26 protein-coding genes and 1 tRNA gene are annotated in these 19,704 nt (G+C 63.2%); 17 read left to right on the top strand and 10 right to left on the bottom strand.

All coding sequences use genetic code 11. From position 1 onward, the window contains the following. Positions 1-249: 249 nt before the first annotated feature. From ABIE58_RS16915 to ABIE58_RS16900, 4 genes are all read left to right on the top strand, one after another. Positions 250-540 (top strand): DUF736 domain-containing protein, encoded by a 291-nt coding sequence (locus ABIE58_RS16915; RefSeq protein WP_354545884.1) that lies wholly within the window; start codon positions 250-252, stop codon positions 538-540. A 62-nt stretch (positions 541-602) separates the two neighbouring features. Beyond that, on the top strand, positions 603-845 hold the full coding sequence (locus tag ABIE58_RS16910) for a hypothetical protein (RefSeq protein ID WP_354545883.1): 243 nt from the start codon (positions 603-605) through the stop codon (positions 843-845). 65 nt (positions 846-910) lie between these two features. After that, complete coding sequence (locus ABIE58_RS16905; RefSeq protein ID WP_354545882.1) at positions 911-1,210, top strand: hypothetical protein; 300 nt, start codon at positions 911-913, stop codon at positions 1,208-1,210. A 314-nt stretch (positions 1,211-1,524) separates the two neighbouring features. Continuing rightward, positions 1,525-1,890, top strand: coding sequence for a phosphoglycerate kinase (locus tag ABIE58_RS16900; RefSeq protein ID WP_354545881.1), 366 nt, complete (start codon positions 1,525-1,527; stop codon positions 1,888-1,890). A gap of 127 nt (positions 1,891-2,017) precedes the next feature. Here the strand turns inward: ABIE58_RS16900 and ABIE58_RS16895 are convergent, their stop codons facing one another. Continuing rightward, positions 2,018-2,290: a hypothetical protein gene (locus ABIE58_RS16895; protein ID WP_354545880.1), complete on the bottom strand. Its 273-nt coding sequence runs from the start codon at positions 2,288-2,290 to the stop codon at positions 2,018-2,020. A gap of 384 nt (positions 2,291-2,674) precedes the next feature. Here ABIE58_RS16895 and ABIE58_RS16890 point away from each other — a divergent pair, with 384 nt between their 5' ends. From ABIE58_RS16890 to ABIE58_RS16880, 3 genes are all read left to right on the top strand, one after another. Continuing rightward, a complete protein-coding gene (locus ABIE58_RS16890) occupies positions 2,675-2,890 on the top strand; it encodes a hypothetical protein (RefSeq protein WP_354545879.1) in 216 nt (71 codons plus the stop codon). Between the two features lie 674 nt (positions 2,891-3,564). Further along, a complete protein-coding gene (locus ABIE58_RS16885; protein WP_354545878.1) occupies positions 3,565-4,131 on the top strand; it encodes a plasmid mobilization protein in 567 nt (188 codons plus the stop codon). After that, positions 4,121-5,797: a relaxase/mobilization nuclease domain-containing protein gene (locus tag ABIE58_RS16880; protein ID WP_354545877.1), complete on the top strand. Its 1,677-nt coding sequence runs from the start codon at positions 4,121-4,123 to the stop codon at positions 5,795-5,797. The genes ABIE58_RS16885 and ABIE58_RS16880 overlap by 11 nt, the downstream gene beginning before the upstream one ends. Positions 5,798-5,810: 13 nt before the next feature. Here ABIE58_RS16880 and ABIE58_RS16875 read toward each other — a convergent pair whose 3' ends face one another. The 4 genes from ABIE58_RS16875 to ABIE58_RS16860 form a co-directional block, all read right to left on the bottom strand. Further along, on the bottom strand, positions 5,811-6,176 hold the full coding sequence (locus ABIE58_RS16875; protein WP_354545876.1) for a hypothetical protein: 366 nt from the start codon (positions 6,174-6,176) through the stop codon (positions 5,811-5,813). Positions 6,177-6,180: 4 nt separating this feature from the next. Continuing rightward, positions 6,181-7,779 carry a type IV secretory system conjugative DNA transfer family protein gene (locus tag ABIE58_RS16870; RefSeq protein ID WP_354545875.1) on the bottom strand — a complete coding sequence of 533 codons (1,599 nt, stop codon included), beginning with the start codon at positions 7,777-7,779 and terminating at the stop codon, positions 6,181-6,183. Positions 7,780-8,022: 243 nt separating this feature from the next. Further along, entirely contained in the window at positions 8,023-8,253 is a 231-nt protein-coding gene (locus ABIE58_RS16865) for a hypothetical protein (RefSeq protein ID WP_354545874.1), read from the bottom strand. 1 nt (position 8,254) lies between these two features. Continuing rightward, positions 8,255-8,902, bottom strand: coding sequence for a nucleotide-binding protein (locus ABIE58_RS16860; protein ID WP_354545873.1), 648 nt, complete (start codon positions 8,900-8,902; stop codon positions 8,255-8,257). 17 nt (positions 8,903-8,919) lie between these two features. On the opposite strand from ABIE58_RS16860, the gene ABIE58_RS16855 reads away from it, so the two are divergent. Together ABIE58_RS16855 and ABIE58_RS16850 are read left to right on the top strand one after the other, a co-directional pair. Then, positions 8,920-9,756 carry a helix-turn-helix transcriptional regulator gene (locus ABIE58_RS16855; protein WP_354545872.1) on the top strand — a complete coding sequence of 279 codons (837 nt, stop codon included), beginning with the start codon at positions 8,920-8,922 and terminating at the stop codon, positions 9,754-9,756. 120 nt (positions 9,757-9,876) lie between these two features. Beyond that, positions 9,877-10,464, top strand: coding sequence for an acyl-homoserine-lactone synthase (locus ABIE58_RS16850; protein ID WP_354545871.1), 588 nt, complete (start codon positions 9,877-9,879; stop codon positions 10,462-10,464). A gap of 744 nt (positions 10,465-11,208) precedes the next feature. Here ABIE58_RS16850 and ABIE58_RS16845 read toward each other — a convergent pair. Both ABIE58_RS16845 and ABIE58_RS16840 read right to left on the bottom strand, forming a co-directional pair. Further along, the gene (locus ABIE58_RS16845; RefSeq protein ID WP_354545870.1) at positions 11,209-12,183 is read right to left on the bottom strand and encodes a replication protein RepA; all 975 of its coding nucleotides are present in this window, start codon (positions 12,181-12,183) and stop codon (positions 11,209-11,211) included. Positions 12,184-12,349: 166 nt separating this feature from the next. After that, positions 12,350-12,763 carry a MerR family transcriptional regulator gene (locus ABIE58_RS16840; RefSeq protein ID WP_354545869.1) on the bottom strand — a complete coding sequence of 138 codons (414 nt, stop codon included), beginning with the start codon at positions 12,761-12,763 and terminating at the stop codon, positions 12,350-12,352. Positions 12,764-12,843: 80 nt separating this feature from the next. Here ABIE58_RS16840 and ABIE58_RS16835 point away from each other — a divergent pair, with 80 nt between their 5' ends. The 8 genes from ABIE58_RS16835 to ABIE58_RS16800 all read left to right on the top strand — a co-directional run bounded on the left by ABIE58_RS16835 (position 12,844) and on the right by ABIE58_RS16800 (position 18,046). Then, positions 12,844-13,242, top strand: a complete 399-nt coding sequence (locus ABIE58_RS16835; protein WP_354545868.1) for a mercuric transporter MerT family protein — start codon at positions 12,844-12,846, stop codon at positions 13,240-13,242. An 11-nt stretch (positions 13,243-13,253) separates the two neighbouring features. Beyond that, entirely contained in the window at positions 13,254-13,583 is a 330-nt protein-coding gene (locus ABIE58_RS16830; RefSeq protein WP_354545867.1) for a heavy-metal-associated domain-containing protein, read from the top strand. A gap of 10 nt (positions 13,584-13,593) precedes the next feature. Next, positions 13,594-13,842, top strand: coding sequence for a mercury resistance system transport protein MerF (gene merF, locus ABIE58_RS16825; protein ID WP_354545866.1), 249 nt, complete (start codon positions 13,594-13,596; stop codon positions 13,840-13,842). A gap of 1 nt (position 13,843) precedes the next feature. Then, positions 13,844-15,268, top strand: a complete 1,425-nt coding sequence (gene merA / locus ABIE58_RS16820) for a mercury(II) reductase (RefSeq protein WP_354545865.1) — start codon at positions 13,844-13,846, stop codon at positions 15,266-15,268. A gap of 83 nt (positions 15,269-15,351) precedes the next feature. Then, positions 15,352-15,807, top strand: coding sequence for a MerR family transcriptional regulator (locus ABIE58_RS16815; protein WP_354545864.1), 456 nt, complete (start codon positions 15,352-15,354; stop codon positions 15,805-15,807). Continuing rightward, on the top strand, positions 15,800-16,108 hold the full coding sequence (locus ABIE58_RS16810) for a heavy-metal-associated domain-containing protein (protein WP_354545863.1): 309 nt from the start codon (positions 15,800-15,802) through the stop codon (positions 16,106-16,108). The genes ABIE58_RS16815 and ABIE58_RS16810 overlap by 8 nt, the downstream gene beginning before the upstream one ends. Continuing rightward, complete coding sequence (locus ABIE58_RS16805) at positions 16,105-17,052, top strand: transporter (protein ID WP_354545862.1); 948 nt, start codon at positions 16,105-16,107, stop codon at positions 17,050-17,052. The genes ABIE58_RS16810 and ABIE58_RS16805 overlap by 4 nt, the downstream gene beginning before the upstream one ends. Before the next feature lie 10 nt (positions 17,053-17,062). Next, the gene (locus ABIE58_RS16800; protein ID WP_354545861.1) at positions 17,063-18,046 is read left to right on the top strand and encodes an NHL repeat-containing protein; all 984 of its coding nucleotides are present in this window, start codon (positions 17,063-17,065) and stop codon (positions 18,044-18,046) included. A gap of 100 nt (positions 18,047-18,146) precedes the next feature. Here ABIE58_RS16800 and ABIE58_RS16795 read toward each other — a convergent pair whose 3' ends face one another. The 3 genes from ABIE58_RS16795 to ABIE58_RS16785 all read right to left on the bottom strand — a co-directional run bounded on the left by ABIE58_RS16795 (position 18,147) and on the right by ABIE58_RS16785 (position 19,660). Continuing rightward, positions 18,147-18,722, bottom strand: a complete 576-nt coding sequence (locus ABIE58_RS16795) for a carboxymuconolactone decarboxylase family protein (protein ID WP_354545860.1) — start codon at positions 18,720-18,722, stop codon at positions 18,147-18,149. A gap of 72 nt (positions 18,723-18,794) precedes the next feature. Continuing rightward, complete coding sequence (locus tag ABIE58_RS16790) at positions 18,795-19,391, bottom strand: TetR/AcrR family transcriptional regulator (protein ID WP_354545859.1); 597 nt, start codon at positions 19,389-19,391, stop codon at positions 18,795-18,797. A gap of 192 nt (positions 19,392-19,583) precedes the next feature. Beyond that, positions 19,584-19,660, bottom strand: a tRNA-Met gene (locus tag ABIE58_RS16785). Positions 19,661-19,704 lie beyond the last annotated feature (44 nt).

Raw genomic sequence — 19,704 nt, 5'->3', positions numbered from 1 at the left:
CACACGCGCCCTGCGCCCTTTCCTTCACATGGCAGACCTGGCACCGGCACCGCCCCCGGCAACGGCGGGCAGCCGGTTTCTTCCCCGGCCTGTCGGCCTTCCTCGCGCCCCAAGAAACAGCCTGCCCGCCGTCCTTCGCCCTGCTGCGGCCCTGACGGGTGCAGGGGGCGGTGTTCACCGGTGCCTTCGGCTGGCCATGGAAAGGTCGCGACGGGCGCGGCCTCCAACGAACTGAAAGGAGACCTAGACATGGCAACCATCGGAACTTTCACCAAGACGGACAAGGGCTACAACGGCGACATCCGGACCCTGACCTTCAAGGCCAAGGTGGCGCTGACCCCGGTCGAGAACGGCGGCGAGAACGCCCCCGACTTCCGCGTGATGGCGGGCACCGCCGAGATCGGCGCGGCCTGGAACCGCACCAGCAAGGGCGGCAACAGCTACATCTCGGTGAAGCTGGACGACCCTAGCTTCCCGGCCCCGGTCTACGCCAACCTCGTCGACCGCAACGGCAAGCCGACCCTCATCTGGGCCCGCTGACGGAAACCGGCCCCGCCGCTCCGGCGGCGGGGCCAGCCATTTCAACAAAGGAGATTTCGACCATGAATATGATGACGACCAACGATCCGACGCGCCCCGTCGAATACGCCGAGATCGCCGTCGAGCAGCTCACCGTCTACCGCTACGTAGTGGCGCTCACCGACGACGTTAACGATCCGGAGGGGATCGCGCTTGCCCGCTTCAAGGCCGGCGAGATGCCCGACCTCGGCCCCGCCGAGGGCGAGCAGCACGAGCTGACCACCTACTATATCGGCGAGTATCAGCCGGAGGCCGACCAGCGATGATCGGCGCCATTTCAACCCGCCCCGCTCCGGCGGGGCACTTCATATCACACAAGGAGATTTGACCGATGACGAATTCAACATTTCCACATTTGACGATGACCTACGACGATTGGCTGGAGACCTACCGGCCCGTGCCCAACCCGCTCGCCAAGAGCGCCCCCTTCGACGGCCTCATGTTCGAGACCTTCGGCCCCGAACTGGCGCATGTCCGCGACACGCCCGCCGACCGCGTCTGGACGCTGGTCGAGGGCGACGACGACACGCTCTATGTCCTGAGCGGCGTCCACTTCGTGAACCGCCTCGGCTACTTCATCGCCGCGCAGCCGCGGCCACCGCACGTCGACATCGAGGTGCCGGTCGATTGACCTGTCCGCCCTTCCACCGAGCGCCGCTCCGGCGGCGCTTCTCTCTGCATGCGCCATGCAATGCCGGAGCCGCCACAGGCGCAAAGTCACCATCTCCAGCGTCGCCGTCCGATCGCAGCATTCCACACCGTCCCGCCTCGCCCTTTCGCGGTTGCCGTCCCTCGGAGGGAAGCGCGTCCCTGCCGGGCGGGGCCTTGCCGTCAATGCGCGGCCCGCGCCGGTCCCCCGTGTTGCGCATGACGGCGGCGGCTCATCCCGCCCGGCCTTTGATCCGCGTCCTTCGGGACGGACAACCAAAGCGAAAGGATCAAGACATGGGACTGGATATGTATGCGTTCACGACCGACCGGCAGATCGAGCGGGGCGTCGACTTCAGCGCCGAGGGTGCCACGGAGTTTCACTACTGGCGCAAGCACCCGAACCTGCACGGCTGGATGGAGCGGCTCTATTTCGAGAAGGGCGGGCAGGACGAGATGTTCAACTGCGCCACCGTCAAGCTCACCGCCGATGACCTCGACCGGCTAGAGACGGTCGTCAAGGCAGGGAACCTGCCACACACCGAGGGCTTCTTCTTCGGCGCATCCGATGGCAGTGAGACCGAGGACGATCTTGCCTTCATCGCGAGTGCACGCACCCACATCGAGGCCGGTGCGACCGTCTTCTACACATCTTGGTGGTAACGCCGCCCCCCACGACGAAGCCGCCTCTTTCGAGGCGGCTTTCGCATTGGGATATATAGGTGCAACGTCACGGTGTGGACCTTCTGCGGGCACTATTTCTTCGCCGCAATGTCGTCTTTCACAGGTCTTATGCGCTCACTCGCAAACGGCTCCTGACGTCCTCGGGCAGGCGAATGCGCCAGCCCACCAGCCGCGCATCGAGGGGCCAGTCCTCGGCGATTTCGAGGCGGCGCTCCGGATCCGGCCCGAGCATCTTCTGACGGACAAAGGCATCGAAGGTCAGCCCGCACCGCCTGGCGCGTGCCGTGGCCTCGTCCAACTCCTCCGGCGCGAGGGCGAAGGTGAACTCGTACAGCCCCGCTTTGACGCGGACGCTCACGGGGTTTTCGGCTGTCGTCATCGGCGATGATCCTCCATGTGGTTCCTTCCCTCTTCTGGTCTCGACCGCAAGCGCCTCACCTGACGCCAACGCCCACGTCCGCTCTGCCCCCGGCGATGGTCTCGGCGCGCGTCGATGTCTTCCCTCGTCCGCCGGGTTCCGGCGTCGCAAGCGGCCTTCTTCACTGGGCGAACCTGCGTCCGGCGCCGCCCGGCGCAACCCGTCGTCACGGCTTTCTTCCCCGCCGGCTGCGCCGGCTTCCTCGCGAGACAACAAAGCCGCGCCTCCGCGTCCTCCGCTCCCGCTGCGGCCTGACGGTGCGCTCGGGACGGCTCGGCCGGCCGCTTTTCGTCGCCCATGAAGGCCGCGGCGACGCGGCACGGAACCAACGGAAGGAGGAAAGCCATGAATCGACTGAACGCCATCGACACATTCGCCGAGCAGAGCTGGGACGAATTCGTCATCGAGGTGGAGGACGCGCTCCTGATCGAGAGCGGCGAAGAGCTGGGCCCGGACCACATGCACGACATCGCCGCCGCCTACGACGCCGGCCTGTCCCCGTGGAGCTGCGTCATCGCGATGCTGGAGAGCAACCCGCGGCTTCGCCAGCGCGCCGCCTGAGCCGGGCCGGCCCGCCGACGGCCTACGCCGTCGGCGTGGACGGTCTCGTGCCGTCCGCCGAAAGCAACCTGCCATCCCCCACCAGCCGGTCGCCCTACCGCTGGCGACGGTGATGCACGATGACGGCGGCGACCGCGGCCGCCACGACGCAAAGCGTGCTCAGTGCCTTCATCGGTAGCGACTCCGCCACCGCCAGTCCGGCCACATTCGCCGCGCCGGCGAGCCCCAGGATTACGTATGTCCACACGAGCCATTCACTCCGTTGGTTTCTCATCCGGGGGCTTATGGCGGCGGCCGATAGGTCGTAGCCTGACCGGGGGACAAGGCGCGTTGGCGGCATTTGAGTGTTGTGGAAGGTGATTGAACCTTGTCGGCGGGGTTAATTTCGGCTAGTATTCCGTTGGTTCCGATAGAGATTAAGTCACTGACCTGTCAGTGTGAATCTTGCTCCCGCTGGAAGTTGGCCCCATAAAGGGGTGAGCAGAAGTGTAACTTCAGTAGGGAGGCAAGATGGATGTTGTACCCCAAAAATCCCTGAATCGAGACCCTGACAAGGGCCATCGAGGGTTTTTGGGGTACAACAATTTCTGGGGCATTCGACCCCCTGCCGGGGTCTCAAGCGCCGTCAATCTTGCTCTGCGAGGCCAAGGAACTCCTGACGGAGGGCTCCGCTGATGGCGCGCCCGCCGCTCGATCCCGATAAACGGCGCACGAAGTATCTGCGCGTCCGTCTCACGCCCGCTGAGAAGCGCGACCTTGAGCGTGCCGCCGAGGAGGTTGGCGTCACTGTGGCCGAGTACGCCCGGGCCATGCTAACCGGCAAGAAGCCCAGAGCGAAGCCGCCGCAGCACAAAGCCATGACGGCCCTGCTCTACGAGCTGTCCTCCATCGCGACGAATCTCAGCCAGCTGGCCGACGCCACCGGCGAGACAGCCTATCGGGACTGGGCGCAATATGTCGGCGGCAAACTGGTGGAGCATGTCTCGCGCCGCGCCGATCTGACGCCCACCATCGAGGCCCATATCGAGACCATCAACGCGGCGGGCCATTGGGTGAACAGCCTCGCCCACCGGGCCAACATGGGCAAAGCCTTCGATCTCCGAGAGGCCCGCGACGCACTTCTCGCCGTCCAACAGGCCGTCAGACCGATCCACGACGCCATATCGCAGCCACCCCCTGAGACCGGGTCGGAGTTCGGGCCGGGCCCGGACGAGGACGAAGGCGGGACCGATGCGGTTTAAGGTCCCCAAGCGTCAGCCGGAGAGCTTCAAGGCGTCCAGCCTTTACCTGGCCGGGCAAGTGAAGGGCCTGTCCCCCGACCGCGTCGAGTTCGTCGAGGGACACAATCTCTACACAACCGATCCCCGCGCGGCCGCCGCCGTCATGGACGCCACCGCCGCCCAGAACCATCGCTGCAAGACCCCCGCCTATCACTTCATCATCACCTTCGACCCGAAGGACGCGGAGGCCGGAAAAGTCACCCAAGAGGTCAAACGGGATTTGGCGCGCAAGGTGCTCGACGATATGGGGCTGAGCGAGCACCAGGCGCTGGTCTATTCCCACCAGGACACCGACCACCCGCACCTGCACTTCCTCGTCAACCGCATCCACCCGTCCCGGCACAAGGCCTATAACCGGCACCGTGACGGAACACGGCTCGCCGGGATCGTGCAGGAACGCGCCCGGGAGCTGGGGCTCAATGTCCTGCGCAATCGGGAATATGTCCGCGAGAAGGGTCTGGAGGCCGACCTTGGCCCCGAGCCGAGCGATGCCGAGTTCTGGAAAGCCAAGCGCGAGGATCGCGCGGCGCAACGGCCCTTCGACAAAGACGCCGTCCGGGCCCTGCGGGATCATCTGAAGCCGGATTTCCACGAGGCCGGGTCGTGGGAGGAGCTGACGCAACGCCTCAATGCCAAGGGCATCACCATGGAGCGCAAGGGCCAGGGTCTGGTGCTGACCGACGGCGACCGCTTCGCCAAACTCTCGGATATGGGCAAGGGGGTGCGGTTCCATACCCTCGAAGATCGCTTTGGCGAGGAATACGACGCCTTCCTGATCCGCCGCGCCGCCGAGCTGAAGCGCGACCGCACCAAAGGGGCGGACGCCACCGATGCGGATGAGCTCTCTCCGGAAGAAAAGCGCACCCTCGACGGCATGCGCGAGTCCGAGCCATTGCACGAGAACGCCATCAACGCGCTCGACGCGGCCGATATGGACTATCGCTACTGGGCCGAGGTGGAGGCCGCCTATCGGCAGGCCGAGAACCGGATCACCTATGCCAGGCGCCAGGAGAGCTACTATCGTGATCGCGAGAAGACCGACACCGAATGGTTCCAGCGGCGCACGGTGAGCCTGCTCAGGATTCTCGACAAGGTCTACGGCGACCCCTACGCCGCCAAGAGCGCTTGGGATGTGCTGGAGAAAAAGCACGGCGTGGCCGAGGCCGAAAAGCTCGTGCGGGATAACCCGCATGTGCTGGGCAAGGTCCGGGGCCTGCGCATCGGAGACAAGCGGGACGCCGCGCGCGCCGAAGCGAAGCGGATGTCACAGTATCTGGGCGAGCGCCGCCGCAAATGGCGGGAGTCGCGCAACCGACTGGAGCACACCCGCAGCCAGATCGAGCGCGCCCGTCAGCGCACGCGCGTCGCCGTCCGCGACTTCGAGATGCTCCAGCATGCCGCCGGGAGCCGGCAAGACCTCAAGCGGATCATGCTGCAGAAGGTGAAGCTGCGCGCGCTGGCGCTGTCACGCGTCTCCGAGAAGGCGATCCGGCAGAGCCGACTCAGTGACGCGCGCAAGGAGCAGCTCGACAAGGCCTATCGCCGCATGAAGGAGCGCCAGCGCGCCCGGTCCAGGGAACGCGAGCGCGGTGACGCCTTTGGGCTCGATCTCGACATGTTCGACTGACCGGCAATCCTGTTTATTCCAGGGGTTCGCCGGCGACAAATGTCAGCCCGGAACCACGATCCTTCCAGCCGACCATAAAGGTCGTCGTGCGCGCCCCGAAATCGGTGATCACATCGACCACACAAGTGCGCAGGTCCGCACCATGACTGAGCCTCAGTTCGTGTGGACTGTGAAGCCCGAGCACCGTGAGCTTGTCGCAAGCATCGAGGCTCTCCTGCACCATTCCCAGCGTTTCAGCGTCGGTGCATCCTGGCAGGTGGTCCACGTCCACGTTTTTTTCAGCACGCGCTGCCAGCGCCGCGACGCTTAGAAACGCCCCCGCCATGCAGACGGCCGACACGATCAGCAGACCGGTTTCACCTCTGTGTAATGAATTCATTAATTCACCCTTTCAGGATTTCTGGATTTAACGAATTCTTGGCCGCATCCTCGGCAGCCTCGGCCGGACGGCTCAGACGGCGCTGGAAAACAGCATCCGCGTAGTAGCGGAGTTTCTCCGCCAGTATCGGACGGCAGCCCTGCACGAAGACCAGCATGCGGCTGTCCGGCAGCAGCGTGACCTCCGAGGGGGACAAGAGCGGCCGTCCGGTCTCGCTTTCGCTCTCGCTGAAGGACGCGGGCAGGCCCAGCCACGCAAAACGCCCGCTGCGCCCGCCGCTGCGCACCTTCACGGTGCGCTGGCCAAGCATGTTCGAAAGCATGTTGGCCGTCTCCGGGTCCTGCACGTTGAACGCCTGGCGCACGGCGCAGTTGGCGATCATCGAGCGCCATTTGTGATAGGTCTTCTGAAGCTGGTCCAGATCCTGAACGAACAGCCAGAGCCGCACGCCATAGCCTGCCAGATAGCCGATGCCATCCTCTATCGGGCGCATCCGGCCCAAGGCGGGCAACTCGTCCAGCAGGAACAGCACCGGCGTGTCAGGGGTGCGCGTGTTACGGCTCATCGCGGCGGTGGCGATCCCGACCATGAGCCGCATGAAGGGCTGATAGGCCGCCACGAACTCGGGCGGCACGATCAGGAAGACCGAGAAGGTGTGCTCCTTAATCTGCTCGAAGCGAAACGACGACCGTCCGGTCATCTCCGCCAGCTGCGGGCTCTCGAAGATCTCCGTGCAGCCCTGGGCCGTCGAGATGACAGCCGACCGTTCCTTGTCCTCCTTCTGCGAAAAGCCTTCGGCGATCCGCGCCGCCGTCTCACTGGCCGACCCCATCATCGCCGCCAGCGCCTCATCAAATCCCATGCGCGAGCGCATCAGCATGACCCGCAACTGCCGCAGCGTCCGTTCCTCATCTTCGAGATCCCGCGCAATATGCAGCAAGAGCCCTATGATCAGGACGCGCGCTTCGCGTTCCCAATGATCCGCAGTCACGACATTGGGTGCCACGATCATTTCCGCCATCAGCCGCGCGTCATCCACCTCGTTCGGCGTGCCCACACGGATGAAATCGACCGGGTTGAAGAAGGCATTGGACAGTGTCGAATCGAAAGGCGCGAAGACGACAATGCGACCAAGCTCCGCCCGGTAGCCACCGGCGATGCGGTAGTTCTCACCCTTGATATCGGTCACGAAGACCGAACCCGGATGATCCAGCAGATTGGGCACAACCGCGCCAATACCCTTTCCCGAGCGCGTTGGTGCGAAAGTCAGCAGGTGACCCGGACGCGCATAGCGCAGGAACCGGCCATCGCGTTTGCCGATGATCGGCCCCTTTGAGGTGAGCAGACCCGCCTTGCGCAACTCACGGCCCTTGGCAAAGGACGCCGATCCATAGGCCTGACGCGGGCGGCGCATATAGCGCCAGAGCCCGACCAGGACGGGAAGCGCCACGACCGCCGCGACGGCGGCAATGGCCCAAGCCCCGAGCGGCGTTTGCGCCGCGTAATGGAGAAAGACAAAAAACCCGGCAAGGATCAGTATCCACTTCGGGAGATCGAAGACGACGAACCGCAGCGTTCGCCACAACACGCGAATGAATGACATGGCAATAGTCCCTATTTTTACGCAACCAGGGACTTATGTGGCTCAGCGGAATTTCATTCCTGACGGGTGGAAAAGTCAGCTACTATGACGTAAAATGAAAGTGTTGCCGATTTCCGTGTATCAATAGGTCCCTAGCGATACGCAACCAGCGGATTTCGGCAACACTACTGTTTTGGGCATCCAATCTCAGCCCGACAAGCTGTAACATTGGACAGGTAACGAATTCGACACTTCGTTATTTCGTCAACAGCCGCGCTTCTTTTTCACCATCTCGAAGCCTTCCCGCAAGAGCTCGACCATGGAGACGCCGTGGATGGCGGCATGCGCCTTGAACTCCCGGTGGAACTCTGCGGGCACCTTGAAGTTCAGCGGCTTCAGCTCCGCGGCCTCGGACCGGTGCAGATTATCGAGCGTTTCGCTCGGTGACGGTGGCGCGCCTTTTCGCGTGCGTTGGGGGGGAGCGATTTTCGTCATGCTATGCCGCCTCCCGGTTCTTGTTGGTTTCAACCAGATCGACAACTTCCTGGACGAGCGCATCGGCCCGTGCCTTGAGCGAGGCAAAGCGCGTCTCGGTCAGCGCCCGCCCCTCGTCGCTGGCACGACGATAGGCCGTTTTCTCGGGCAGCGTCGTCTTGAGGCAGTGATAGCCGCCTTGGTCGATATAGGCGCGCGCCTCGTCGAGTTCAGCGTCGCTGTCGCCGACACGGCTCAGCACAAAGGCAACCCGGCTGGCCGCGATCCCCGCCTTGCGCAGCTCATGCGCCAGCAGCACCGACGGCTCCAGATCATCCAGCGCAAGCCCCGTGGGCAGCAGCACAAGATCACTGGCCTCGGCGATCTGCCTTGTGCCCATGCTCGCATGGGGCGGGCCATCGAGCACCATCAGATCATGGGCGCCGGCGGCCTGCATCGCCTGGGCCACGGTCCCGAAGCGCTCGACCGCCACCGTCGGCTCCAATGCGTTCTGAAGGCGACGGGCCTGCCAGCTGAAGGCGGTACCTTGTTGAATATCGAGATCGGCGATCTTCACATGCCATCCGACCTGCGCGTATTCCCGCGCAATCAGCCGCGCCAGCGTACTCTTGCCAACCCCTCCCTTTTGCGAAACAACTCCAATAATCAAGGTCCTGTATCCATTCATTGTTTTCTTTAATAATAACGAATTATCGATTTCCAGAAAAACAGAAATGCATTTTTATTCATTTACATAAGCCCCCACAAAGCAAAACGGGGGAAACCGCGATACGTATCGAAGCCGTCAGCTTCCTCGACCGCCTTCGCCACGTCTCCAATCAGACCGAACTGGAGGCGCTCTTTTCCCGCGCGCTTGCCGAGCTCGGCTTTCACGGCTGGGCCCATCAGATCATCAAGACCAACAGGGCCGGCCTCGATCCGCCCGCCATCCTCACCACCTTCCCCGAGGCCTGGTACCGGCATTACCTCGATAACCGCTACGATCTCATCGACCCGGTTGTCCTGCGCGGGCCGCAGCAACTGATGCCCTTCCAGTGGAGCGCGCTGAGTTTCGGCGAAGACTTGACGGCGCGCCAGCTGGAATTCTTCCGAGAAGCGGCCGATGTCGGCGTTGCCGAAGGCATCGGGATTCCGGTCTTCGGGCCGGCTGGATCGCACGCCATGGTCTCGATGGTCACCGATCTGCGCGCCAAGGACACCAAGCGCCTTCTCGACGCCCAGGGACAGCTTCTGCAGTTCCTCGGCCTCGCGTTTCACAATGCCGTCCGGGATCTTTCCCAGAACGCCGCCACGCAACTGCCCGTGCCCTATCTGACGCCGCGCGAACGCGAGTGTCTGCTTTGGTACGCGCAGGGCAAGTCCATGTGGGATATCGCCCGGATTCTTCGCATCAGCCGTCGGACGGTAGTGTTTCACCTGCAAAATGTCCGCTTCAAGCTGGGAGCCTCGACCACGCATCACGCCATCATCCGCGCCCTTCAAAGCCGCATCATCGATCCGTAGGGCGATGACCCTGTCCCGGTATACAGGCTGACAGGCAGCGCAGTCTCTGCCTCAATCGGCGGTCGTCAAACAACCGGAGGAAGACATGTGCTGTCCATTATATCGCAAGAGAACGCCCATTTGCATTGGGACGCGCTGGCGTCCATGCACCAGCTCCGCCGACAGGTTTTCAGCGAGCGCCTTAGCTGGGGCGTGACCGTCATCAACGGCCTGGAGATCGACCAGTTCGATATCCCGGACGCCCATTATCTCATTCATCAGGACGCCGCAGGCCGCGTCGATGCCTGCACACGGCTATTGCCGACGACCGGCCCCTATCTTTTGGGCGACGTGTTCGCCGGTCTCGTGGACGGCGAGCCGCCCCGTGATCCCCGCATCTGGGAAAGCACCCGTTTCTGCGCCGACCACGAGCGCGCCCCGCGGAACATTGCCGCGCTCTTGATGACCGGGATGCTGGAATTCGGGGTGGCGCGCGGGCTCGCCGCTTATGTCTCCGTCTCGGATATTCGGATGGAGCCGATCATGCGCCGGGCGGGCTGGGACCCGAAACGTCTTGGCGGCACCATCGCCACCGGCACCGACACGGCGGCGGCCGAGCGGCTGACCGTCTCGCAGAAATATCTGGTCCGTGTTCGCAAACGCGCCGTCATCGAAGGCAACATTATCCGGAACCTGCACGAGCTCGACCGGGAGGCAGCTGTTGCGTGACTGGAACGGGCGTCAGACGAACACAACGGCCATTCTGTGGCGTTTGGCACCCCGGGGAAGGTGACGGCACCAGACACCCTTGCAGAATGAACACAGCGGCCTCTCAGGCCGCCCCACCTTCAAAAGCAATTGGTCATGGTGCAGGCCCGGCGCTGGTTCGGCCTGAAACGCCCATATCCGAATAGGTGCGATATGTCGCCGGTTCGGCTTGCACCGCCGGCTGTGCGCCCATTGGCATACCGGCCCCTTCCCTTTATCCCAAGCAGGAAAAACGGGGCAGCACGTAATCGCCCGGAACCTTTACGGCAGACGGCCGCAGCGATTGGCAGCCGGATCGCGGCCCCGCATCCTGCTTCATAATCGCACAAAATCGAGTTATCCCCAATCGCTGATCCCAACTACAGGTATTTAATAATACAGGTATATATAGGTAATGCGGGAGCGTTAATGCGTAAAGGCGGGAGCGTTAATGCGTACGGATTTTCCGACTTCCAGAAAATCCGCCACCTCCAGGGCGGGAGCGTTAATGCGTGGATAACTTTTTCTATCCACAGGGTTTTTCACAGGATCAGCACCCATAGAGGGCGGGAGCGTTAATGCGTAAAACCTTCCCCGCACACAAAACCGCGCTGCACAGCGTCAAAGCGGCGAAAACCTCGGTCCTTAATGGTGAATTCGAACTGAGAGTTACTCATAAGGCGGGAGCGTTAATGCGTGAAATTAAATCCGATCTTCAGAGAGAGCCTATAAGCGTCCGACATGCGGGCGGCTCGGCAGAAGCGTCAGCTTATCCGACGACGTATCGGCGTCAATGCGGGCGGCTGGGTAAACCACGGAAACCTTGGCCAGTGCGCGCAGGAATGCCTTCTTGAAGTCGCGACGGCCTTGCGCCGTTGTGGCGTAATCGGCCCCGAACTGAAGCTGCAACGCGGACCAGGGTATCGGCGTCCGTTTTTTCACATAGGACATGCGATAGGTCAGCCAGAGATAGACATCGAGCGCCATTGGAGATTTCTTCAGCGCCTTGAGCGCGCGGACGTCGATGGGCACCGGGTTTTGCGTGATCTCGTTGTAGAACCGCTCTGAGAGCACGACCGTGCTTTCCCACAGGGCTGCCTGATCGGGCTGGTGCGGCGTCCACCACAGCGACGCCGTATCCGCGATGTTGACATTTTCCAGACTGAGTGCCCCTTGCGAGGTGTAGGTGCAGGAAATTGAACAGGCGAACAGCCGCGTCATCTGATCGCGAAGACGGGGGATTGATCCCCACCGGCCCCCGGTCGGGGCAATGTCGAGCTCCTGCATGAATTTGCTCAGGCTCCGCCCGAGTACGACCTCACGCTCGCCAGTCCGGACAGCTTCGGTGGTCAGGAAGCCGGTCACTAGGCGCGGAATGCTGCCATAAGGCAAGCCGACCTTTGACGGGGCCAGCATTGTCATGGTGAACGCACCGTTGGTGCGCGAGAACTCGTTCCCGGGGACACGCCGGTGCGGCATGCTGGCCTGTACCATGGCCCGCGCCATGAAGCCGAGAGCCCCGGCCTCCTTCGCTTCCTCGACCTCGATCTCCATGGCCGAGGTGAAGAGCTTGGACATATGCCGGGGTATCGGGCTGTTGTCGTTCGCCGGAACACCGACAAGCGAGGCAGGTTCGGTCTGCACGCCGTCTATAGCTTCGACATCAAGAAAATCGCCTTGCTCAGCACAGTTGACACTCATTACCATATTCACTCTTTGTTCTTGCAAAACGATAACACAGAATCTTGCCAGAGCGGTCGAAATTTCGATGGCCAATCGATCGCTTGCCAGGTCGAGTGAACGCGGGTGTTCGCGGTAATACTCCAGACGCCGGAGCATACGCCCGGGAATGAACCGGACCACGGCATCAACCCGTCAGCGCCTCCAGCACGGGACAATCGGGCACCTCCTCGCCGGAGCATTGCGCCGCCGTATCAGCCAGCACCCGCTCGATGCGCCTGAGATCGGCGATCTTCTCACGCACGTCGGCAAGATGCCGTTCGGTACGATCCTTGACCTCGGCGCAGGTTTGCGTCCCGCGGTCGACGAGGGCGAGCAACCCGCGGATATCGTCGAGCGAGAAGCCCAGCTCACGCGCCCGCAGGATGAACCGCAGCCCCTCCACATGGCGGTCATCATAGACGCGATACCCGGCCTCCGTGCGCGGCGGCTCCGGCATCATGCCGATCTTCTCGTAGTAGCGGATGGTCTCCAGGTTGCAGCCGGTCCGGCGCGCAAGCGCAGCGCGGTGCAATCCCTTCCCTGACGTGTCGTGCTTCATCTTTTTTGCAAGAACCTCTTGAGTCTGTAGTTACTACAGACATTACCTTAAATAATGAACAAGATCGAGAACAGACCGACATGCATGAGGTGCGAACCGACTCTGAAGCCCACGAAACGCCGGAAAAGGCGGGTGAAAACAGAAAGCGCTGGTACGCGGCCGGTGGGCTCATCGGCGCTGTTCTGGCGTCGTCGTGCTGTATCGCGCCGCTCGTGTTGCTGACGCTCGGCGTCTCGGGCGCGTGGATCGGCAATCTGACCGCGCTGGAGCCCTACAAGCCCTACTTCGCCGCGGTGGCCCTCGTCTTCATCGGGCTCGGCTTCTACCAAGTCTATGTGAAGCCGAAAAAAGCCTGTGCGGACGGCAGTTACTGCGCGCGACCGCAATCCTCGATCATTACCCAAACGGCCCTCTGGATCGGGACGGCGCTGGTCATTCTGGCGCTCACAATCAACTGGTGGGCGCCGCTGTTTTACTAGGAGACGAACACATGAAACGACCTCTCGTCATCACTGCCGCCGCCGCCCTGCTGAGTATCGCCGCGGCACTTGCCATGACGCCCCTGTCGCAGGCGAGCGCTCAATCGACAACCGCGGCGGCGGAAACCGTCACGCAAACCTTCGCCATCGAGAACATGACCTGCGCCATGTGCCCGATCACCGTGCGCAAGGCCATGGAAGGGGTCGAAGGCGTGCGCTCCGTCGAAGTGAACTTCGAGGCCAAGATCGCCACCGCCATGTTCGACCCGAGCACCACGTCCACGGCGGATATCGCCGCTGCGTCGACGAATGCGGGATATCCCGCCAAACCGGAATCGTAAGGCAACGCATATGAAAGACGCCACGATCATCAAGACCGGTGTTATCGGCACCGTCATCGCCGCCATCTGCTGCTTCACACCCGTTCTGGCCATCGGGCTGGGCGTGGTCGGGCTCTCGGCCTGGCTCGGCTGGCTGGACTACGTGCTGTTGCCGGCACTGGCGCTTTTCATCGGCATTACGGCCTACGGCCTCTGGCGGCGGCGGCAGGCTGCCGCCTGCTGCAAGACCGATACCAATGCAAAACAGGAGAACAGCTGACATGACTGACTGCTGCACGCCGCCGTCAGGCGGACGCTACGACCTCACCGTTGTCGGCGCCGGTTCCGCGGGGTTCTCCGCCGCCATCACGGCGGCCGAACAGGGTGCCAATGTCGCCCTCATCGGCCACGGCACCATCGGCGGTACCTGCGTGAATGTCGGCTGCGTGCCGTCGAAGACCATGATCCGCGCCGCCGAGGCGTTGCATGGCGCGCGCACGGCAAGCCGTTTCCCCGGCCTTTCCTGCGAGGCGCAGGTGACGGATTGGCAAGCACTCGTGACCGCCAAGGACGATCTCGTCGCGAGCTTGCGCCAGGGCAAATACATTGATCTTCTGTCCGCCTGGCCCGGCATTTCCTACCTCGACGGGGCCGCGCGCCTGAGCCCTGACGGCATCGCCGTGAACGGACAGATCGTACCGGCGGGTAAGGCCATCATCACGACCGGCGCCGCGCCGGCAAAGCCGGATATCCCCGGCATCGACGACGTGCCCTGGCTAACCAGCACCACCGCGCTGGAGCTGACGGCTCTGCCCCGCTCGCTGATCGTGATCGGCGGCGGCTATGTCGGCTGCGAGCTTGCACAGATGTTCGCGCGCATGGGCACGGCGGTGACGCTGGTCACCCGCTCTCGTCTGCTACCCGAGGCCGAGCCGGAAGTCTCGGAAGCCCTGACCGGCTATCTGCGCGACGAGGGCCTGACCGTGCGCGATGGCCTCGCTTATCGGCGGATCGTGCAAGCAAACGGCGGGGTTGCCCTGACCGTGGAGATTGACGGACAGGAAGAAACGCTGATGGCCGAAGAGGTGCTCGTAACGGCAGGGCGGACGCCCAACACGCGGGGGCTCGACCTCCCAGAAAACGGGGTGCAAGTCTCCAACAAAGGCGCCATCGCGGTCGATGAACGGATGCGCACCTCAAGGTCGGACATCTACGCCGCCGGGGATGTGACCGGGCGCGATCAATTCGTCTACATGGCCGCCTACGGCGCCAAACTCGCTGCCCACAACGCGCTGAATGGCGACAGCCTCGTCTACGACAACACCGCCATGCCATGGGTGGTGTTCACCGATCCGCAGGTGGCCGGCGTCGGCCTGAGCGAGGCCGCGGCCAGGGACGCGGGCTACGACGTCAAGACCTCAACCCTGCCACTCGATCAGGTGCCCCGGGCGCTCGCGGCGCGCGACACCCGCGGGCTCATAAAGCTGGTCGCGGACGCGGGAACCGACCGCCTGCTCGGCGGGCAGATACTCGCCCCCGAAGGTGCCGACAGTGTCCAGACCCTGGCGCTTGCCCTCAAAACCGGCATGATGGCAAAGGGGCTCGGCGAGATGCTCTTCCCGTACCTGACGACCGTAGAAGGGCTGAAGCTCGCCGCGCAGACCTTCGACAAGGACGTGGCGATGCTGTCCTGTTGTGCGGGGTAGCCAGTTCCATCATCTCGCGCGACCGCGGCACTTGACCCTGCACCGTGGTGCAGGGTTTAGGGTTGCGACCAGGGAGGAAACACATGGCGAATCTGACAATCGGCAGGGCGGCGAAGGCGGCAGGCGTGCGGATCGCGACGATCCGGTTCTACGAACGCCGAGGCCTGATCGCGCAGCCACGCAAGCCGGAGAGCGGATATCGAACCTATCCGCCCGAGACCGTGGCGCGCATCCGCTTCATCCGGCAGGCGCAGGAGATTGGCTTCTCGCTCAAGGAGATCGAGGAACTTCTCTCGCTTCAGGCGCAGCCCGACGCCGCCTGTGGCGATGTCCGCGACCGCGCCCAGGCAAAGCGCACCGAAGTCGAGCGCAAGATCGACCAGCTCATCCGCATTCGCGACGCTCTCGACGAGCTGATCGCCGACTGTCCGGGGCGCGGGGCGCTCCGCGCATGCAGCATCCTGAGCGCATTGAGCGATACCGATTGGGATGGCGGAGAGCGGGCCGACCCGCAAGAGAAGGTTCCGGCCGATGCGTAAGGTGCTTCCGCCAATCCTGTTGGCACTCGCCCTGACCGTCGCCACGGCGGCCCACGCCGCCGGGCCCACCTACAAGGTCCATGTCGCCGGCCTCGCCTGCCCGTTCTGCGCCTACGGGATCGAAAAGAGCCTGAGCGCGATCGACGGGGTCGCGCGCGTCGAGACACATATCGAAGACGGCGTGGTCATCGTCGAGATGGCTGAGGGCGAAACCCTCGACCGGGCGGAGGCGGCGCAGGCCGTCGAGGACGCGGGCTTCACGCTGGACGGTTTCGAGGCACCGGCGGGCGGCGGCCAATGAGGACAGACGACACCCGCATGCAGATAGCCCCGCTCTCATGCCTTTCCCGATCCGCCCTTGGCCTGTTGCTTCTCGTCCTGACGGCGAGCCTTCCGACCGGCGCGAACGCCGCGCCGCAGACCTTCAACACGGCGCTGCCCGTGGCCAAGGGCGAGTTCGTCTTTCGCCAGCAGTTCTTCTACCGGAAGGCCGATGACGACCCGAGTGCCGCGAACCGGGATCTGGAAGTGTTGGGCGGCATATCGGTGCTCGGCTATGGCGCGACGGGCGATCTGGCCCTCTTCGGTGTTGCTCCCTTTCTCGACAAGAGCCTCGATCTCACGACCTCCGGCGGCGCGCGTGTGAACCGCGACACGAGCGGCCTGGGCGACATTCGCCTGTTCGGCCGCTACACCGCCTTCCGCGCCGATGCGAAGGGACGCACTTTCCGGGTTGCACCCTTTGCTGGCATCGAACTGCCCACCGGCGACGACGACGATACCGACAGCCTGGGCAAGCTCCCCGCCACGCTGCAACTCGGATCGGGTTCCTGGGATCCATTCTTCGGTGTTGTGGCCACCTGGCAAACGCTCGACTACCAGATCGACGCGCAGGCCAGCTACAAGGTCAACACCGAGGCGAACGATTTCGAGTTCGGCGACGAGTTGCGCCTCGATGCCTCGCTGCAATATCGCCTCTGGCCGCGCGAGCTGGGCGCGGGCGTGCCGGGGTTCCTCTATGGTGTGCTTGAGGGCAACTTCGTGCATCGGGCGAAGAACCGGGTCGGCGGCGCCGATGATCCCGATTCCGGCGGCGAACAGCTCTTCATCTCACCCGGCCTGCAATACGTGACCAAGCGATGGGTGGCGGAGGCCATCGTGCAGCTTCCCGTCGCGCAAAACCTCAATGGCGCCGCGCTTGAGGACGATGTCATCGTCCGGGCCGGCTTCCGGGTCAATTTCTGAGGGGGCCCGGATGGTAAAGCGAAAAACGATCCTGAGAGCACTCGCGGCCGTGGTCGCGGGGTCGGTGGTGCTGGTCTTGGCCGGCTGGATCGCCTTCGTCCCTTCGGCCAGGGAGCCCGGCTACGAATTCGTCAAGGCCTGGGGCGGCAAGGGCACCGCACCCGGCGAGTTCAACGATCCGACCGGACTCGCCGTCACCGCAGATGAGCTCTTCGTCGCCGATTCCCGCAACGGCCGCATTCAGGTCTTCGACCTCGACGGCAGCTTCAAGCGAGCCTTCGGCCAGCCCGGCGACGGTCCGGGCGAGCTCGGCCGGCCGATGAACCTGACCATCCGTGATGGCACGCTCTATGTGCCGGAGTATTTCAACGACCGCATTCAGGTGTTCGGCCTCGACGGCACCTCGAAGCGCCTCATCGGCCGCAAGGGCGCTGGCCCCGGCGAGTTCAACGCGCCCGGCGGCGTGGCCGTCAGGCCGGAGGGCGACCTCTATGTCGCCGACTTCTACAATCAGCGCGTCCAGCACCTGCGCGCCGACGGCGACTTTGTCCGCCAATGGGGTACCACCGGCGAGATCGGCACCGGCGCGGGCGCATTCAATTACCCAACCGACGTGGCGTTGGGCAGCGACGGGCGATTGTTCGTCGCCGACGGCTATGGCGACCGGGTCCAAGTCTTTGGGCCCGACGGCGCGCTTTCCCACAAATGGGGCGGCCCCTTCGCCATGAACATCTTCGGACCCTTCCAAGGCTGGTTCGCCACGGTGACCAGCATCGCGATCGGCCCGGAGGGCAATGTCTTCGTCGCGGATTTCTACAACGACCGGGTTCAGAAGTTCGCACCAGACGGCACCTTTCTTATCGCTTTCGGCGAGACAGGCATTGGCCCCGGGCAACTCCGCCACGCCATGGCCGTCGCCGTGGCCGAGGACGGCAGCGTCTTCGTTGCCGACTTCCTCAACAACCGTATCCAGAAATGGCGGCCTCGAAGGTGAAGAGCCGACATTCGGTGCGTGGGGCGACGCCCCCACCGGACAAGGTCTCCTGCCCGATAGGGACGGTCGCGTTACCTTGCGATGCTCCGCAGTGGGCCGGTCAGGCCGCCCTTTCCCACGCGTGGCCGGCGAACGCCTCATCGAGCGGCGTATGCAGCAGATGATTGGCGTAGTTGCTGAGCGTCTTCACCGCGAGCGCCAGAATGATTTCCAGCACGTGGCGCTCTTCGAAACCCGCGTCGAGGAATGCCTGGACATCCGCCTTCGAAGGCAGGCCCCGGGTTTCCCGCAGCGTCTCGGTGAAGGTGGCGAGCGCGGCGAGCTTGGCGTCCGGGATTGGCTGCCCGTTGCGGATTGCCTCCGTCACCTCGGCGGGCACATTGGACATCTTTTCCGCAATCATGCTGTGGGCGGCCATGCAGTAGTCGCAGCCATTGCCGCGGCTGATGGTCAGGAACACCACCTCCTGTTCGGCCGGCGTAAAGCCCGATTGGTTCCGAAACCGCTCATAGCCGTCGAGGTAGGTCTCTAGCAGGCCCGGCGAATTGGCCATCCCGGCATACATGTTCGGGATGAAGCCCACCTGTGCCTTGGCCTTCTCCAAAACCTCTTTGGCTTTAGGTTCGGCATCTTCGAGAGTCTGAAACGGCAGGTTCAGTTGGTATTCGGCAGTCATGGTCGTCTCCTTTCAGTTGGTTGGTTTTCATCGCCCGGTTTGGAACGTTCGTTCCAAACCAAATCAAAAAAATCAGTCGAGGCGACGCATGGCATCCTCGACGATGCTCTGGAGCAGGGCCTTGTCGGGGCGGCTGCGCACCAACACCACAAGGCCAATAAGGCTCGCCAGAAGGCCGCGCGCGGCATCCTCAACATCGACATGGTCAGGAATCTCGCCTCGCTTCCTGCCCTCGGCGATCATGCGGGCGAAGAAGCCCTCCATCTGCTCCTGCGCGTGCGCGACGATCTGCGCAACCTCGGGATCGTGAGCGGCCAGCTCCAGTGCCGTGTTCGTTAGCAGGCAGCCGCGATTACTACCGCCTTCCAGGACGTCGTCCATGAACGCCTGAAACAGCGCGCGTATGGCTTCATGTGGCGTGTTACCCGCCTCCAGCTTGGCAAGCAATTCGCGGCGCATCTTGCTGTCGTACATGCGCAAAGCCGCCAGGAACAGCGCACGCTTGTCCCCGTAGGTCGCATAAAGGCTGCCTCGATTGATGCCGGTACAATCCACGAGGTCCTGCATCGAAGTTGCCTCGTAGCCATGCGACCAGAAGGCCTGCATGGCCTTCTCAAGCGTCTCCGTCACATCAAAGCTCTTGGCCCAGGGCATCTTCATCGCCTCCATTCCTAAAAGAGATAGTGAGTTTGGAACGTTCGTTCAAGACTGGTCCGAAGAAGCTCCCGACACTTCCGGCTTGGACACTTGCGGGTTGGACCGTGTTGACGGTGATCGCCGATGCTTGGCGCTGAGTGTGCCAAATTTGTGCCAAACAAAGAACAAGGGCTCAGCCGGTTTCGGCTAAGCCCTTGTTTTATTTGGTTGCGGGAGTAGGATTTGAACCTACGACCTTCAGGTTATGAGCCTGACGAGCTACCTGGCTGCTCCATCCCGCGGTGTTTTATTTTGTATCGTTTGGATTGGGAGATTTCCAGGTTTG

Source organism: Roseovarius sp. MBR-78 (assembly GCF_040547535.1).
Classification (GTDB): domain Bacteria; phylum Pseudomonadota; class Alphaproteobacteria; order Rhodobacterales; family Rhodobacteraceae; genus Roseovarius.
This window is presented reverse-complemented; position numbering and strand designations above follow the sequence as displayed.